The sequence below is a fragment of the Gordonia sp. PvP123 genome (assembly GCF_040547295.1).
In the GTDB taxonomy this organism is placed as follows: Bacteria; Actinomycetota; Actinomycetes; order Mycobacteriales; family Mycobacteriaceae; genus Gordonia; species Gordonia terrae.
In genome coordinates, this window is sequence record NZ_JBEPPN010000005.1 from 370,970 (window position 1) to 388,668 (window position 17,699).

Annotated in this window: 6 protein-coding genes; 2 read left to right on the plus strand and 4 right to left on the minus strand. The window is 68.3% G+C overall.

The window, feature by feature from the left end:
• Positions 1–57: 57 nt before the first annotated feature.
• Together ABIC25_RS12065 and ABIC25_RS12070 are read left to right on the plus strand one after the other, a co-directional pair.
• Positions 58–3,423 carry an arabinosyltransferase domain-containing protein gene (locus tag ABIC25_RS12065; RefSeq protein WP_354561584.1) on the plus strand — a complete coding sequence of 1,122 codons (3,366 nt, stop codon included), beginning with the start codon at positions 58–60 and terminating at the stop codon, positions 3,421–3,423.
• The gene (locus ABIC25_RS12070) at positions 3,416–6,901 is read left to right on the plus strand and encodes an arabinosyltransferase domain-containing protein (RefSeq protein ID WP_354561586.1); all 3,486 of its coding nucleotides are present in this window, start codon (positions 3,416–3,418) and stop codon (positions 6,899–6,901) included. Before ABIC25_RS12065 ends, ABIC25_RS12070 begins: the two co-directional genes overlap by 8 nt.
• A 403-nt stretch (positions 6,902–7,304) precedes the next feature.
• Here the strand turns inward: ABIC25_RS12070 and ABIC25_RS12075 are convergent, their stop codons facing one another.
• From ABIC25_RS12075 to ABIC25_RS12090, 4 genes are all read right to left on the minus strand, one after another.
• Complete coding sequence (locus ABIC25_RS12075; RefSeq protein WP_101822542.1) at positions 7,305–8,855, minus strand: acyl-CoA carboxylase subunit beta; 1,551 nt, start codon at positions 8,853–8,855, stop codon at positions 7,305–7,307.
• Positions 8,856–8,905: 50 nt separating this feature from the next.
• The gene (gene pks13, locus ABIC25_RS12080) at positions 8,906–14,224 is read right to left on the minus strand and encodes a polyketide synthase Pks13 (RefSeq protein ID WP_354561588.1); all 5,319 of its coding nucleotides are present in this window, start codon (positions 14,222–14,224) and stop codon (positions 8,906–8,908) included.
• Between the two features lie 116 nt (positions 14,225–14,340).
• Positions 14,341–16,242: a long-chain-fatty-acid--AMP ligase FadD32 gene (fadD32, locus tag ABIC25_RS12085; protein ID WP_004018730.1), complete on the minus strand. Its 1,902-nt coding sequence runs from the start codon at positions 16,240–16,242 to the stop codon at positions 14,341–14,343.
• A gap of 258 nt (positions 16,243–16,500) precedes the next feature.
• On the minus strand, positions 16,501–17,511 hold the full coding sequence (locus ABIC25_RS12090; RefSeq protein ID WP_004018729.1) for an LLM class F420-dependent oxidoreductase: 1,011 nt from the start codon (positions 17,509–17,511) through the stop codon (positions 16,501–16,503).
• Positions 17,512–17,699 lie beyond the last annotated feature (188 nt).

Here is a 17,699-nt window from a genome sequence, read left to right on the forward strand (position 1 = left end):
ACGACGCTGCTCGGCCAGCGGGGACTCGGCCAACAGAGGATTTGGGTTTGTCACAGCATGGCTGACTACGATGCGCCTGTGCCGAAGTCGCCTGAAGTGTCCGCTGGCAACGCCGACACCACCGCCGAATCCGCTGCGCAGCGCGCGTCCGGCGGACCCGGATCCCGCACCGTCGCCCTCGTCGCCGCGATCGCCGGACTCGTCGCCGTCATCGCCGGGGTTCTGACGCCCTTCCTTCCGGTCAGCACGTCCACGGCGTCGATCACGTGGCCGCAGCAGACGGGCGCGTCGGCGTCCGTCACTGCCCCGTTGGTCGCGCAGACCGCTCGCGACGTGTCGATCACGATCCCGTGCCGCGTACTGGCGACGACCCCCGGCGATGGGTCCACCGTCGTGTTGTCGACGATGCCCGCGGCCGCGTCCAAGGCCCGCGACAACGGATTGTTCGTCGTGGCCGACGCCGCCGGGGTCACGGTCTCCAACCGCAACAAGACCCTTGCGTCGGCGCCGCACGAAGCCCTCGCCGGTTGCGCCGAACTCCGCGTCTTCTCCGATGCCACGACGACCGGCGCGCAATTCGTCGGCCTGCCCCCGGGTCCGGCCACTGCGGGCGGCGGCGACGTCGGCCTCGCCGAGCCGTCGGCGAACCCCCAGATCGCCGGTGTCTTCACCGACCTCACGCCCGAGCAGATCCGGTCGGCACCGGGCTTCGCCGTCCGCCTCGACATCGACGACCGCTTCGATTCCGCACCGTCGATCCTCAAATGGGTGGTTATGGTCATCGGCGTCGGGGCCGCGGTCGTCGCCCTCGTCGCCGTCGGACGTCTCGACCGCATCCACGGCTACCACCGCCGCGTCGGGCGTCGCCTGCGATTGCGCACGGTCCTGAGGCCCGGCCCCACCGACATCGGCGTCACGCTGACGCTCGTGCTCTGGCATTTCCTCGGCGCCGGATCGCCCGACGACGGTTACATCCTCAACATGGGGCGCAACTCCGCCGACGCCGGATACCTGGCGAACTACTACCGCTTCTACGGCGTCCCCGAAGCCCCGTTCGACTGGTACTACAACTTCCTGGCCTACTGGTCGACCATCTCGACGACCGGCCTGTGGATGCGGCTCCCGTCGCTGTTCGCGGGTCTGGCCGCCTGGTTCATCCTCAGCCGAGTCCTGCTCCCCCGCCTGGGCGGTGCGGTGCGGCGTTCGCAGTGGGCGATGCTCACCGGCGCGGCGGTGTTCCTCGCGTTCTGGCTGCCGATGTGTTCGGGACTGCGCAGCGAGGGCATCATCGTCCTCGGCACCCTGGCGACCTGGTGGGCGGTCGAGGTCACGGTCTCGACGCGGCGGATGCTGCCGGCCGTCGTCGCCGCGTTCACCGCCGCGCTAACGCTCGCCCTGGCCCCGCATGGTCTCGTCGCGCTGGCCCTGCTCATCGCGAGCGCCCGGCCCATGCTCCGCATCCTCGTCCGACGCCGTGCCGAGGACGGACTCCTGCCGCTGCTCGCCCCGCTGCTCGCCGGGGTGGCACTGGTCGTCATCATCGTCTTCCGGGATCAGACGCTCGCGACCGTCTTCGAGGCCCTGCGCATCCGATACTCGGTCGGTCCGACACTGGCCTGGTACCAGGAACTGCTCCGCTACTACTTCCTCGCGGTGAACACCACCGACGGCGCCCTGGCCCGGCGAATCCCCGTCCTGCTGTTCGCGGTGTCCATGTTCGTCGTGCTGGCGATCATGTTGCGGCGCAAGCGCATCGACGGGATCGATCCGGGTGCGGTGTGGCGCGCGCTGGGCGCCTCCCTGCTCACCGTGCTGTTCCTGTCGTTCACCCCGACCAAGTGGACCATCCAGTTCGGCATCTTCGCGGGCCTCGGTGCGGCGTTGGCCGCCGTCGCCTGCGTGGCGATCGGGCAGGCAGCGCGTCGCACGCTGCGCAACCTGTCGATCCTGGTCGCCGGACTCCTGGTGGCCTGCGCGGCCGCCTCGGCGGGCAAGAACGCGTGGCCGTGGCCGGCCAATTTCGGAATCGCCTGGTTCGACAAGGCACCGGTCGTCGCCGGTATCCAGGTGTCGACCGTGCTGCTCGCCTTGGCGGTGGTGGCGCTGCTGTTCGCGATCTGGCAGCACCTCCGGATGGACTTCGTCGACGAGACCGGCCTCGCCCACGATCGCGGGGCGGCGCCGTCCGGCTGGCGCATCGGTATCGCCTCCGCCCCCATCGCGGTGATCGCCGTCCTCATCGTCGTGAGCGAACTCGCGGTGTTCGCCAAAGCCGCGGCCGGTCGCACGGACACCTTCACGATGCTGTCGGCCAATCTCGACTCCGCGCGCGGAAACACCTGCGCGATGGCCGATTCCGTGCTCGTCGAACCTGATCCGAACCGGGGCATGCTGACTCCGGCGGAGGGTGGCACGGCGTCGTCGACCCTGCAGGGCCGATCCGAGGGTTTCCGTCCCGACGGCGTGAAACCGGATCTGACGCCCCAGGCCGGCGCCCAGAAGCCCGGCGCGATGAACACCTCGGCGGACCTGTCGAAGACGTTCATCGTCTACGGCAGCAATCCGGGCACGACCGGCGGAGTGGGCCCCCGTGGCGTCAACGGCAGTACCGCCGCACTCCCATTCGGCCTCGACCCGGCCACCACCCCGGTCCTGGGGAGTCACGAGACCACCAGTGGCCAGGCCACTCTCACCACCGGTTGGTACCGCCTGCCCGCGCGCGACTCCTCGCCGCTCATCGTCATCACCGCTGCGGGCGCCGTCTTCACGCTCGACCGGGACGGTGTCCCGAACTTCGGGCAGGCGTTGGAGGTGCAGTTCGGGCGGGAAGCCAACGGACAGTTCGAGGAGGTCGGTGCGCCCGCGATCCCGATCGATCCCGAACGGACCAACCGGCCGTGGCGGAACCTGCGCGTCCCGATGGACCGCGTACCCGCCGACGCGACCGTGATGCGGATCGTCGCCCGGGACAACAACCTCGACCCGGACCAGTGGCTGGCCGTCACACCACCGCGTGCGCCGGTCCTGCAGACCCTGCAGGACGTCGTGGGCTCCACCGACCCCGTGCTCATCGACTTCGCCGCCGGCGCGGTGTTCCCGTGCCAGCGACCGATGACCGCGCACCACGGCGTCTTCGACATCCCGCAGTGGCGCATCCTGCCCGAATCGTGGATCGCCAACTCGCAGTCGAAGACCTGGATGGCCGCCGAGGACGGCGGACTGCTGGCGCCGGTCGAGGCGCTCACACGACCGTCGACGCTGGCCACCTACCTCGACAACGACTGGTATCGCGAGTGGGGCAACCTTCAGCGTCTGACACCGCTGGCCCCGCAGGCACGCCCCGCGGAGGTGCAGACCGGGACGTCGACCACGTGGGGATGGTCCCGCCCGGGACCGATCAGGGTGGTGCCCGAAGATGACTGACCGCAACGACCCGCACGCCGACCCGGCGAACCCTCACCCCGGAGAGAACCAGGCAGACGTGGCAAGCACCGACACTTCCCCCGGCGCGAGTCCGTCCGCGACCGCGCAACTCGAGGAGCCCCGTCCCACCGGTTTCGCGGAACGCCACGCCGGCACCGCACGCATCGTCGCGATGGCCGCGGGTGTCGTCGGAATCCTGCTCGCGCTGCTCAGCCCGTTCCTGCCGGTCGACTACACGAAGGCCGAACTGACCTGGCCGCAGCAGGGTTCGGTGGCCAACGTCGCGGCCCCGAACGTGTCGTTCGTCCCGGTCTCCATGGATGTCACCGTGCCTTGTGCGCTCGGCGCGTCGTTGCCTGCGTCTGGCGGAGTCCTGTTGTCGACGGTGCCCGAGGGCGGCGCCGAGGCAGGCAAGGTCGGGCTCTTCGTCCGGGCCACCGCCGACTCGATCCAGGTGGTGCAGCGAAACGTCGTGCTGCTCAACACTCCTCGGACGGCAGCACAGAACGCACCGGACTGCCGCATCGTCGTCGAGGCAGACACCGAGGGGACCCGTGGCTCGATCCAGGGCCTACCGGACGCTCCCGCCGGCAGCGGGAGCGGAGCGAGCGGGCCGAATGATCCTCAGACCGACGCGGTCCGGTCCTTCGATCTGCGAGATCCCAACGCGCGCCCGCAGATCATCGGCGTGTACTCGAGCCTGCCGGCGGATATCAGCACCGAGGGCCTGTCGTTCCGGTCCACCATCGACACCCGATTCGTCTCCACGCCCACGACTCTCAAGTTCTGGCTGCTGGTTCTCGGCATCGCGTCGACGATCCTGTCGCTCGCCGCTCTGGCCGTCCTCGACGCCCGGGATGCGCGTGGCCATCACAAGATCTTCCCGGCGGGCTGGTGGCGGGTGCGCCCGGTCGACGGTGTCGTCGCCCTCGTGCTGCTGATCTGGCTGTTTGTCGGCGGCAACACGGCCGACGACGGCTATCAGGTCACCGTCGGTCGGATCGCGAGCGAGGCCGGCTATCTCGACAACTACTACCGCTACTTCGGTGTTCCGCAGGATCCGTTCGGCTGGCACTACCACTATCTGTCCGCGTGGATGGAGGTCAGCACCGCGACGCCGTGGCTGCGTCTGCTCCCGTTCCTGTTCGCCATGGCCTCGTGGTGGCTCATCAGTCGTGCCGCGATTCCCCGTCTCGGCCGTGCGGTCCGGGAGTCGACTCCGGCCATCTGGGCTGCGGCACTTGTCTTCCTGGCCGTGTGGATGCCGTACAACAACGGTCTGCGCGTGGAACCGCTCATCGCGCTGGGCACCCTCTTCACGTGGGTGTGCGTCGAGCGTGCGATCGCCACGGGTCGCTTCTTCCCGCTGACGATCGGCATCATCGCGGCCGCGTTCACCCTGACCATCCACCCCACGGGTGTGATCGCCGCGATCGCTCTCATCGCCGGTATCCGACCGCTCATCAAGCGTTTCGCGATGCGCCGCAAGCGCGATGGGCTGTGGCCGCTGCTGTTGCCGATCCTGGCCGCCGGACTGGCGGTGATGTTCGAGATCTTCGCCGACCAGCCGCTGGCACCCATCTTGGAGGCGGTCTCGGTCAACGGCCAGGTCGGTCCCACCAACAAGTGGTGGGAAGAACCGATGCGCTACTACATGCTGATGAATCCGACCGCCGACGGCGGCATCGCCCGTCGCTTCGGCATTCTCATCGTGTTCACCTGCTTCATCCTGGTCGTGGTGATGCTGCTCAACCGGCGACTCCTGCCCGGCATCGCGACCGCTCCCACGTGGCGCCTGGTCGCGATGATCGCCGGGTCGGCCGTGCTGATGGCGTTCCTGCCGACCAAGTGGACCCACCAGCTCGGGGTGTACGCCGCGATCGGCGGCGCGCTCGCCGCGGTGGCGACCGCCTGCGCTGATCGCACCATCATGCGGCGCCGGCGCAACCGGACGCTGTTCGCCGCCGCCTGCGCATATGTCCTCGCGCTCGCGTTCTCCGGACGCAACCAGTGGTGGTACGTCGGCAGTTACGGAATCCCCTGGCGCGACGCGGTTCCCGACGTGCGCGGCATCCCGCTGTGGACGGGCATCCTGGCCGTCGCCGTCGCGCTCACCGCGCTTGGCCTGTGGCAACACTTCCGCGACGACTATGTCGACGACGGCGTCCGCGCCGGGCAGCCGCGCTCGGTGTTCACCCGACTGCGGAGCCCGTCGATCATCGTCGTGTCGACCATCATGCTGCTGTTCACGGTGGTGTCGTTCGCGAAAGCGGACTGGACGCAACGCAACTCGTGGTCATGGCTGAGTTCCAACGTGAATGCCCTCCAGGGTCAGCCCTGCGCACTGGCCGATGCCGTACTGGTGGAGGACGATCCGAACGCCGGTCTGCTGGCGCCCGCGCGAGTGGCCGGACAGCGCGATCCCTCACCGGGCGCGGCCCTCGCCGGCACCGGGATGGAGGGTTTCGATCCCAACGGGGTGGCCTCGGACCTGTCCGAGCAGACCGACGAGGAAGGCGGGGAATCCTCGTCGGGCACCTCGACCGCCGAGGTCGACCGGACCCAGACCGATCCGACCGACGACAGCAGCGGCTCGGACACCGAGACCGCCACCGGGTCGAGCGACACCAGCGGCGGACAGACGTCGCAGGCCGGCGTGAACGGCTCGACGGTGAAGCTGCCGTTCGGGCTGTCACCGAGCGAGACCCCGGTGCTCGGAACGTACAACTCGCCCACCGGTACCGGACGTCTCACGTCCGACTGGTACCAGCTGCCGCAGAACAGGTCAGGCGAGCAGCCACTCGTCACGATGTCGGTGGCGGGACAGGTCGAGTACGTCGACGATCTCGCCGTCACCCGGCCCGGACAGCGCGTACGACTGCAGTTCGGCCGCGTCGCACCCGACGGCACGGTGGCACCGGCCGGACAGATGGTCCCGCTCGACATCGGCGGCGCACCCGAATGGCGCAACCTGCGCTTCCCGATGGATCAGGCGCCCCCGGGAGCGACGGTGGTGCGCATCCTCGCCGAGGACACCTCGACGCTGCGCGATCAGTGGCTGGCCGTGACCCCGCCGCGCATGTCGACGATGGTGACGCTCAATTCGCTCGTGGGCAGCGAGGATCCGGTGCTCATCGACTGGGAGGCCGGGCTCGCGTTCCCGTGCCAGCGTCCCGCTCAGGTGAAGTACGGGGTGCTGGAGACGCCGGAGTGGCGGATCTCGCCGGACCGCGAGGGCGAGCGCGTCAACTCGCAGCGCTGGATGGCCGGCGACTCCGGCGGTCCGCTGGGCATCATCGAGAACGAGTTGCGCCCACGCGTCTACCCGTCGTATCTGCGCAACGACTGGGCCAAGGACTGGGGCATGCTCCAGAGCCTGACCCCGATCCTCCCGCAGACCGACGCGGAGCTGACCATCACCACCGACACCCACAACGGTCTCTGGACACCCGGACCCATGCGGGCGGTCAAGAACTAGTCGCTGTGCGTCCCACTCCCTGAGGGGCGAGCCCGCGGGCGACCGGCAGACTTCAACTCGACCGGCAGACTTCGATCGAGGTCTAGGAGTCGAGTTGAAGTCTGTCGGTGCGAGGGGTGTCAGCGACGAGCCCCCTCCGCTCCCTGAGGTGCGAGCGAAGCGAGCCACGAAGGTCACGTGCCACGCTCGCCCGCCCTTCGTGGCTCGTCGCTTGCGCTCCTCGCACCTCAGGGAGCGATGGGGGGGTCTGTCGTTCTCTGAGATCAGGGAGCGATGGGGGGGTCTGTCGTTCTCTGAGATCAGGGAGCGATGGGGGGTCTGTCGTTCTCTGAGCTCAGGGAGCAGTGCGCTTCTTCGGATCAGGGAGCGGAAACGAGTTGCCCTCGACCATCCAGGACGACGGTCAGATCGGCATCAGGAAGTGCTTGCGCGGGGTCTTGAGGACCTCCTTGTCGCGCAACTGCGCCAACGCCTTTCGAAGCTGCAGCCGGGTCTCGGCGGGTTCGATGACGGCATCGACATACCCGCGCTCCGCGGCAAGGTACGGGGTGGCCATCATCGTGTTGTAGAAGTCGATGAACTCGCGGCGGATCTTGTCGGCCTCGGCAGCCGAGAGACCTTCGGTCTGACGTCGGGTCAGCACGGCGGCCGCCGATTCGGCGCCCATGACCGCGATCTTGGCGGTGGGCCAGGCGAAGTTGACGTCGGCACCGAGGTGCTTGCTGCCCATCACCGCGTAGGCGCCGCCGTAGGCCTTGCGCAGCACGACGGTCACCTTGGGCACATCGGCCTCGACATAGGCATAGAGGAAGCGGCCGGAGCGTCGGATGGTGCCCTTCTGCTCCTCCGCGAGACCCGGGAGGATGCCCGGGGTGTCCACCAGGAACACCAGCGGGATGCTGAAGGCGTTGCAGATGCGCACGAAGCGTGTCGCCTTCTCCGACGAATCGGTGTCCAGCACACCCGACATCACGCTCGGCTGATTGGCGACCACACCGACCGAACGGCCGTCCACGCGGGCATACCCGGTGATGATGTTGGGCGCGAACAACTCGCCGACCTCATGGAAAGCGCCGTCGTCGAACAGCTTGATGATGATGTCGTGCATGTCGTACCCGGCGTTGTCGTTGTCGGGCATGAAGTCGTTGAGCGACAGGTCCGACTCGGTGATCTCCGGCTCGAGACCCGGGTTGATCACCGGCGGGCGCTCGTAGGCGCTCGACGGCATGTACTGCAGGTACTCGCGGACCCAGTCGAACGCGGACTTCTCGTCGACGGCGACGTGATGGATGTTGCCCCAGCGCGCCTGGTTGTGCGCGCTGCCGAGGTCCTCGGCCGAGATCTCCTCACCGTTGACCTGTTTCAGCACATCGGGTCCGGTGACGAACATGTACGACTTGTCCTCGACGGCCACCAGGATGTCGGTGTTCGCCGGGGTGTACACCGCGCCGCCGGCGCACTTGCCGAGGATCACCGAGATCTGCGGCGCGAGACCGGAGAGCAGGTCGTTACGACGACCCATCTCGGCGTACCACGCGAGTGAGGTCACGGCGTCCTGGATCCGCGCTCCGGCCGAGTCGTTGATACCGACCATGGGACAGCCGATCTTGCCTGCCCACTCCATCAGCGAGGCGACCTTGCGGCCGAACATCTCACCGACGGTTCCGCCGAAGACCGATTGGTCGTGCGAGAACGCCGCGACCGGGCGGCCGTGCACCAGACCGTGTCCGGTGACCACACCGTCGCCGTAACCACTCTCGGCCGCACCCGGCATCTTCGCCAGCGCGCCGATCTCGACGAAGGTGCCGGGATCGAAGAGCATGTTCAGACGCTCACGGGGAGAGCAGATCCCCTTCGCGGCGCGTTTCGCGAGCGCCTTCTCGCCTCCCGGTTCCCGGGCGGCCTCCAGCTTCTGACGAAGGTCGGCGAGCTTGCCTGCGGTGGTGTCAGTCACGGTGTCTCACTTTCTACGCAACCGCTGTTTCCGATGAGCAACAAGTGACGCTACTTCTCGTCGATCCGCCCGAGCCGCGCGGCCAGATCGCTACCGATCCGGCCGATGTACGGCTCGTCGACGATCGACAGGTGGTCGCCGCCGACATGGATGATCTCCAGGTCGTCGACCACCTCGCCCCAGCGACCGTCCTCGTCGATCTCGGCCCATTGCGGCTCGAGTTCGATGGCCCCGGCGTGCATCTTGTCGGCCCGGTAGAGGACGACCTTGCCGTCATAGGGTTCGGGGGCGATGCTGCTCAGTACCCGGTTCTCGATGAACGAGGTCCGCTGGTGCTCGATGATGCCGCCAGGGATCTTGGTGCCCGACATCGACATCATCTCCATGATGATCGCGAACTGCCCCTCGTCGTCGGCCTCGACGAGACGATCCATCGGGATCGGCACATCGGGGTCGAGATCGTAGTTGCGGATCGCGAACTCCTTCCAGCGCTCGAGTCGCGCCCGCTTGCTGTCCGGGGTCTCGGTCATGTCCGCGCGGGGACGCACCACGTCGATCAGACCGACGAAGGCCACCTCTTCGCCGGCTTCGCGCAGGAGCTGCGCGACCCCATAGGCCAGGGCGCCACCGAACGACCAGCCGACCAGCACGTACGGACCATGTGGCTGCAGCTCGCGCAGGCGCGGAAGGTATTCGCGCACACGCTCTTCGATCGTCCCCTCGATCCCACGATCGAACCCGATGACCGGCCGGTCCTCGGGCAGACGCTTGAGGAGCGCCTCGTACGCCGACGTGTTGCCGCCCGCGGGATGGAACAGCAGGATCGGGGTCGGGTCGCCGGCAGACGGGTCGTAGACCTTCTTGCTGTCCGGGACCAGACGCAGGTAGCGCAGGAAACCGTCGGTGGACGCGCCGGCGTCGAGGTGCTCACGAACGTAGTTCGACATCTCCTCGATCGTCTCCGAGTCGAGGATGTCCTCGACGTCGATGTCGCCTCCGGTGCGCTCGTTCAACCGGTCGGTGAGCTGCTGGGCGACGTCCTCGGACAGGACCGGCAGCTTGTTGAAGATGCCACCGGCCGAGGCCTTGGTGACCACCGCATACGTGCCGAAGGTCAAGCGCTCGGCGGCATCTCGCGGCGGCACGTCCGAACCGGCGGCCTCGGCGACGGCCCGCTGCGATGTGATGTCCGTGGTCGCCTGCGGTGCTGCCTGACTCGGCGCTGCCGTCGGGGCCGCCTCGGGCACAGTCGGCGTCTGCGCCGGGGAGTCGGCGACCGCCGCCTCGACGTCGGCCGCGTCCTCGGCGACCTCGAGCTTGCGCTCGGGCGACTCCTCGGCGGGCTCGTCCTTCGCGTTCTGCTCGTCGATGTAGGCGTTGAGGGCCGCGGTGTCGAGTTCGCCGCCGTCGCCCGCCTGCGCCAGGTCGTCGAGCTGATCGCGGTGCGTGACCGCGAATTCGACGAACTTCTGCACGTCGGCCAGATTCGCCTGCCGCATCGCCTGCAGCTGGAGCTGCGGGATGTCGAACTCGTACTCGACGCGGTTCTTGATGCGTACCGCCATCAACGAGTCCAGACCGAGTTCGATGAGCGGGATCTCGCGCGGCAGGTCCTCGGGGTCGTAGCCCATGGACTCACCGACGATGATCGCGAGACGATCACCCACGGACTCACCGGATTCCGGACTCCACTTGTTGCCGATGTCGTCGATGACCTCGTCTTCGACGACCACCTTGTCGTCGGCGAAGACCGCCGCACCGGCACCGGCCTGCACCGTGTCGGCCGGGGCGCTGTCGGCGGAAGCGTCGGGATCGCCGGTGACGACCGCCTCGAACAGCAACCGGAAGTTCTTGTCCGCCTTGGTGGTGTCCGGGCGGACGTGCACGGTGACCGAGCCGCCGCCGGGGTGTGGGCTGAGCGTCGTGGTGACGGTACCCGTCGTCGGGACCTCGCCATGGGTCACGGCCGCGCCGACGGTCGCGTTGGCGAGTACCTGTCCGGCCGCCGCGTGGACGAGCGCGCGCGGGTCGGTGACCGCCGCGGCGTTCACCTCCCAGGCGTGCCGGCCGTCGGGCAGCGCCACGTGCGAACCGGGGATCTTGCCGGCCGAGCCGCCCGAGGAGATGGTGGCGGTGAGCCAGAACTCCTTGCGCTCGAAGCGGGTACGCGGGATCGCGGCATGCTCGCCGGTCCCGAACAACGATCCGACGTCGACCGGGTGACCGTGGACGTAGAGCTTCAGCAGCGCGTTGACGAGACCGAAGCTCTCGTCCTCTTTGCGCCGCAGCGTCTCGATGAGCTCGGCATCGTGCAGTCCGGCCGAGAAGGTCACCGCCGCAACGGAGATCAGCACTGCCGGATTCGGCGAGAGCTCCAGGAAGGTGCGGTGTCCGTTCTCCACCGACTTCGCGATCGCCTGGCTGAACCACACGCTGTGGCGCAGTCCCTTGGTGAAGTAGTCGATGGTGTGGACAGGCTCGTGACCCGCGCGGTAGAAGACCTCGCGGTCGACCGAACTGTAGAAGCCGGTGGTGGGGCGCAGCGGCTCGATGCCGGTGAGCTCGTAGGCGAGTTCGCCCAGCAGCGGATCCATCTGCGAGGTGTGGCTGGCGCCCTTGGTCGCCAGCTTCCGGCCGAGTTTGCCCTCGCTCTCGGCCCGCTCGACGATGGCGTCGACCTGCGACTCCGGCCCGCCGATGACCGTATGGGTCGGCGCGGCGTAGACGCAGATCTCGAGATCGGGGTAGTCGACGAGGACGCCGTTGATGTCGTCGGCGCTGTACTCGACGAGCGCCATGAGACGGATGTCGTCGCCCTGCAGCATCGACTCGCCCTCACCCATCAGCCGTGATCGCTGGCAGATGACACGCGTCGCATCCTCCAGCGACAGACCGCCGCTGATGTACGCGGCCGAGGCCTCACCCATCGAATGCGGCACGAGCACACCGGGTTCCGCCCCGTGGTGACGCAGGGTGTCGGCGAGCGCGACCTGGATCGTGTAGATGCCGACCTGGCTCTGCTCGATCCCGTAGGTCTGCTCGTCGTCGACGAACATCTCCGCGATCGAGTATCCGAGCTCGTTCTGGACCAGTTCGTCGACGCGGTCGACGTACTTCGCGAAGATCGGGTTCTCGGTGTAGAGCTGCTTGGCCATCTTGCGGTGCTGCGAACCGAAGCCCGACAGCAACCAGACGGCCGACGCCGCATCGGGCGAATCCGACGAGTAGACAATCGGATTGCTCTTCCCGTCGGCGATCGCGCGAACACCGGTGAGCGCGTCGTCGTGGGTGCGGGCCATGACGACCGCGCGCGAGCGCCCGTGGTTGCGGTGGGCCAGTGCGCGTCCGATGTCGGCGAGCGGTGTCGACCGGCCGGCGTCGGACTCGAGCCACTCGAGCAGGTCCGCGGCGGCCTTGCGTCGGCGCGACGGCAGGAATCCCGAGATGACCAGCGGCACAACCGAACCCTCGACCGCGCACGGCGCGAAGCCGGCGGCGGGGTCAGGTGCGGTCTCCTCGATCACCGGATCGGTGTTCTTCGCCTGCGCGGCGAGCACGGCGCGCTCGGCCTCGGTCAGGTAGACGTCGTCGTCGGTTTCGACAGGCTCAACCAGCACAGAAGGTTCGTCGCCGAGCGACGCCGAGGCGGGCAGCTCGGACGCGCTTGCATCACCGGCCGGTGCAGACGCCGGTTCGAGGTCCTCGGGCCGCACCTCGCGCACGACGACGTGCGCGTTGGTGCCGCCGAAGCCGAACCCGGAGACACCGGCGACGGCGTGGCCGGAGTAGCGCGGCCATTCGGTGTTCTCCGGGATGACCTTCAGGTTGGTCGCGTCGAACTGGATGTACGGGTTGGGCCCGGTGTAGTTCCGCGAGGCCGGGATGACGCCGTGCTGCATCGCCAGGACGACCTTGGCGAGAGCGCCGGCACCGGCGGCGGACTCCATGTGGCCGTAGTTCGTCTTGACCGATCCCAGCAGCATCGGCTGCTCGGGGGCACGGCCCTTGCCGACGACGCGACCCAGCGCGTCGGCCTCGATGGGGTCACCGAGGATGGTGCCGGTGCCATGCGCCTCGACGTAGTCCACCGAGCGCGGGTCGATCGCGGCGTCGGTGTACGCACTCCGGAGCACATCGACCTGCGCCTCCGGGTTGGGGGCGGGCAGACCGTTCGAACGGCCGTCGGAGTTGACCGCGGACCCGGCGATGACCGCCAGGACCCGGTCGCCGTCGCGCCGGGCATCGGACATCCGCTTGAGGACGAGGAGACCGCCGCCCTCGGCGCGGATCATCCCGTCGGCGTCGGCCGAGAAGGCCTTGATGTGACCGTCTTTCGCCTGCGCCCCGATGCTGTCGAAGCCGAGGCTGGCGGCCGGGTTGATGATCATGTTGACGCCGCCCGCGAGGGCGACCTCGGATTCGCCGGTGCGCAGGCTGCGGACGGCCTGGTGGACGGCGACCAGGGACGACGAGCACGCGGTGTCCAGGGCGACCGACGGACCGCGGAAGTCGTAGAAGTAGGAGACGCGGTTGGCGACGATCGCGGTCGACGTACCGGTGAGCGCGTACGCCGCGGTGTCCTGGGCGCCCTCGCCCAGGCCGAGGGTCGCCAGCAGCTGATAGTCGTTGGTCGACGTCCCGATGAACACACCGACCGGCGCGCCCTTCAGGTCGCTGGGTGGGATGTGCGCGTGTTCGAGTGCCTCCCAGGTCAGTTCGAGCGCCAGCCGCTGCTGCGGGTCGACCATCTCGGCCTCGCGCGGACTCATCTGGAAGAAGTCGGCGTCGAACGTCCGGACGTCGTCGAGGTAGCCGCCATGGGTGTTGGCGTTCTCGAGCACCTCGGCCAGACGCGGATCGGCCTTGAATTCGGTCCAGCGGTCCTCGGGCAGCTCGGAGATGCCGTCGACACCACCGAGCAGCGCCTCCCAGGTGGACTCGGGCGTGGTACCCGACTTCGGGAACCGCGTCGAGAGTCCGACGATCGCGATGTCGTCGTCGGCGCTGCGCTCGCGCTGCCAGAAGGTGTCCGCGTCGCCGTCGAGGCCCTCCTCCGGGTCACCCTCGATGATCCGCTGCGCGAGCGTCGCGATCGTGGGGTGGTTGTAGACCACCGTCGCGGTGAGGATGACCCCGGTCTTGTCCTCGACATCGGCGGCGAGCGCCACCGCATCGCGGGACGAGAGACCGAGCTCCTCCATGGGACGGTCGACGGCGATCTGCTCGACGGGGAGCCCGGTGGCCTGCGACACCCACTCGCGCAGCCAGTCACGAAGCTGGTCGACGGTGAGGTCACCGGCGGTCTCACCGTCGGTGCCGGACGCGGCGGAATCGATGGTGCGGGCCTCGTCGGTATTCAGTTCAGACATCGCTTCCAGACTACTGATCTCGGGGCACCTGAACTGGTGCCGGGTGCATTATGAGCCCGCAGGGTGTCCGGGCGCGGCAACTCGACGCACTCACCCCGCCCGGGTCCGCCGGATCGCTACTCGGCGTCCGGGAACGCCGTCTGCTTGTAGCCGCCCCGGAGGCTGCCGTCGATGTAGGCCGCACGCGTCGCGCGACGGGCGATCTTGCCCGACGACGTGCGCGGGATCGAGCCGGCCGGCACCAGGAGGACGTCGCGGACCATCACGCCATGACGCTGGGCGACCGCGGCGCGCACGGTGTCGGCGACCTCCTGCGGGTCGGCCTTACGACCGGGTCCGCGCTCGGCGACGATGACCAGCTGCTCGGACGCGTCATCGGCGTCCGGCTTCAGGCCGCTGCCCGCGAACTCGAACACCTCACCGGGCAACTGGTTCGCCGGCACCGAGAACGCCGCGACGAAGCCGGGGCGCAGTGCGTCGCTGGCCTCCTGCGCGCTGTACTCGAGGTCCTGCGGGTAGTGGTTGCGGCCGTCGACGATCACCAGGTCCTTGACGCGCCCGGTGATGTAGAGCTCGCCGTCGAGCCAGACGCCGAAGTCGCCGGTCCGCATCCAGATCGCGTCCGCGGGCGCACCCTCGGCGTGGCTGTTCTCGGGGAGCGGGGTGACCAGCTTGTTGTGGAACGTCTCCACCGTCTCGTCCGGCTTGTTCCAGTAGCCGGCGCCGATGTTCAGCCCGTGCAGCCAGATCTCGCCGACGTGGCCGTCGGGTTGTTCGGTCGCCGTCTCGGCGTCGACGATGGTGGCCCACTGGCTCACCGCGACCTGGCCGCAGGACACCTGCGCGACCGCGTTGGGCGCATCGGCGTCGACGAGGGTGAAGCTGCCGGCGTTGAGGTCGTCGCGGTCGACGTAGACGATCTTCGCCTCGTTCTCGCGCTGCGTCGCCGACACGAACAACGTGGCCTCGGCCATGCCGTAACAGGGCTTGATGGCCGTCTTCGGCAGACCGTAGGGCGCGAACGCCTCGTTGAACTTCTTCATCGAACTGACGGTCACCGGCTCGGAGCCGTTGATCAGGCCGATGACGTTCGAGAGATCCAGCTCCTCGCCGTCCTTCGGCAGACCGCGCGCGGCGGCGTGCTCGAAGGCGAAGTTGGGCGCGGCGGCGAAGGTCTCGGCGCCGTCGGCGGCCGCGGCCAGCTCCTTGATCCAGCGACCCGGACGACGCACGAACGCCTGCGGGCTCATGATCGTGATGTACCGACCGCCGAGTGCGGGCAGGATCACGGTCAGCAGGCCCATGTCGTGGAACATGGGCAACCAGGTGACGCCGCGCGCCTTCCGGTCGATGCCGATGGTGTCGGAGATCTGCAGCACGTTGGCGGCGACCGCCTGATAGGTGATCTCCACGCCTGCGGGGACACGCGTCGAACCCGACGTGTACTGCAGGTAGGCCACGGTGTCCTTGTTGTGGTCCTGACCGGCGACCGGCGCCACCCAGCTCGACCCCACCGAATCCGGCACCGCGTCGACGGCGATGACGCGCGGGCGCTCCTTGGCCGGCAGCGGCGCGAAGAAATCGCGGACCGCCTCGGCGGACTTCGTCGAGGTCAGGATCGCGGTCGGCCGGCAGTCGTCGAGGACCGCGTGCAGACGGTCGGTGTGGCCGGGCTCGTCCGGGGAGAACAGCGGTACCGCGACGTTGCTGGCATAGAGCGCCGCGAAGAACCCGATCACGTACTCGAGCGACTGGGGCGCGAGAATCGCCACACGGTCGCCCGGCTTTGTGACCTGCTGCAGACGCGCCGCCACCGCGCGCAGCCGCTTACCGAACTGCGCCCAGGTCAGATCCTGCGGCTCCCCGTCGCGCTCACGGCTGTAGTCGATGAACCGGTAGGCCAGTGTGTCGGCCTGCTCGCGGACGTTCTGCTCGACGTAGTCGACCAGGGTCGCTTCCTCGCTGAAAGAGATGTTCCCGGTCTCATCGAGAAAGTCTTCGAGTTCAGTACTCAGCATTCATTACTCCTGTGCCCCCTCGTGGACTCCCCCACGCGGGCGCAGATCTCCGGCGAGGTCTTGGCGACACCACCACGCAGTCCTGCCGTCCACGTCCTGTGCCGACCGCGGGATACGGTAGCGCACGTCCAGTTACCCAACGAAAAAACTCGCGTTCGTCATGCTCGGTTTCGCATGAGTGCGCGTCGCCCCTCGACGCGCACCCCCGGGTTCACCGACCCGTCACCTCGCTGTTGAGTCGCGAGACCGTCGGCCATCCTACTCCCCCTTCAATTGCGCCAGCACGGGCGCAAAAGCATCCATCTGCGTCGGGAAGACCCCGACGTAGGACATGGTGGTACGGCGACGCACCTCCCGGATCTGGTCGGCGATCTCGTCGAAGCTGCCGATCGCGATGTACGGCGAGGTCAGCACGTCGTCGACGGTGAACTCCGTGTCGTGCGCGATGTTCGGCGGATAGCCCTGTTCGAGGGCCTTCAACGCCATCTCGGCGGTGGCGACCCGGTCGTCGGTGATGACGATGACGGCGATCGTCCAGTTCAGCTCGAGATCGTCGAACCGGTCGCCGGCGGCCTCACGGATGCGGTCGACGCGTTCGGTGGTCTTGGCGATGGTCATGTCGGACAGCTTCATCTTGCCGTCGGTGGTGGTGCCGGGAGCGACGGAGATGATGTCGGCGTGCTTGGCGGCCAGCGCCAGCATCTTGGGTCCACCGCCGCCCACGGCGATCGGCGGACGCGGTCCCTGCCTCGGCCGAGGACTGCCCTCGAGGCCGTTGATCTGGTAGAACTCGCCGTCGAAGTTCACCGTCTCGCCGCGCATCAGGCCGTCGAGGACCGTCAGTGCCTCGTCGAGACGCCGGATACGCACCCCGGGTGACTCGAATTCGATGCCGGCCTTGTCGAACTCCTCCTTCATCCAGCCCGCGCCGATGCCCAACTCGAGACGTCCCTTGCTCAGGACGTCGATCGTGTTGGCCTCCTTGGCGAGCAGGGCCGGGTGGCGCCAGCCGTTGGCGAGCACCGAGGTGGCCAGGCGGATCGTGCTCGTCGCCTGCGTCAGCGCGCCCAGTGCCGCGAGCGGGCCGACCTGGTTGCCGAGATGGTCGGGCACCGCGAAGGTGTCGTAGCCGTACTCCTCGGCGGTCTGCGCGAGCTTGACGAACTTGCGGGCACCGCCCTCGTCCTTGTTGCCCTCACCACCCGCGCCGAAGCGGAACTTCCGCAAACCGGAGGAGGCACCACCGGCATCGCTCGGGGGTTGCGTCATCGCTGTCCTCTCGTCGTGATCGCCGGATGGGTGAGGGCGCGTGCGCGCCCTCCGGCGTCCGCGGTGTTCCTCGGGCCAGCCCAACACGTTAATGCAGCGTGACGGCACCGCCAAACGAATCGGCCGACGCCGCCAGACGAGGTTACCGGCCGGTTAGTTCGACGATGGGACCGGTGGTGCATCGGTGG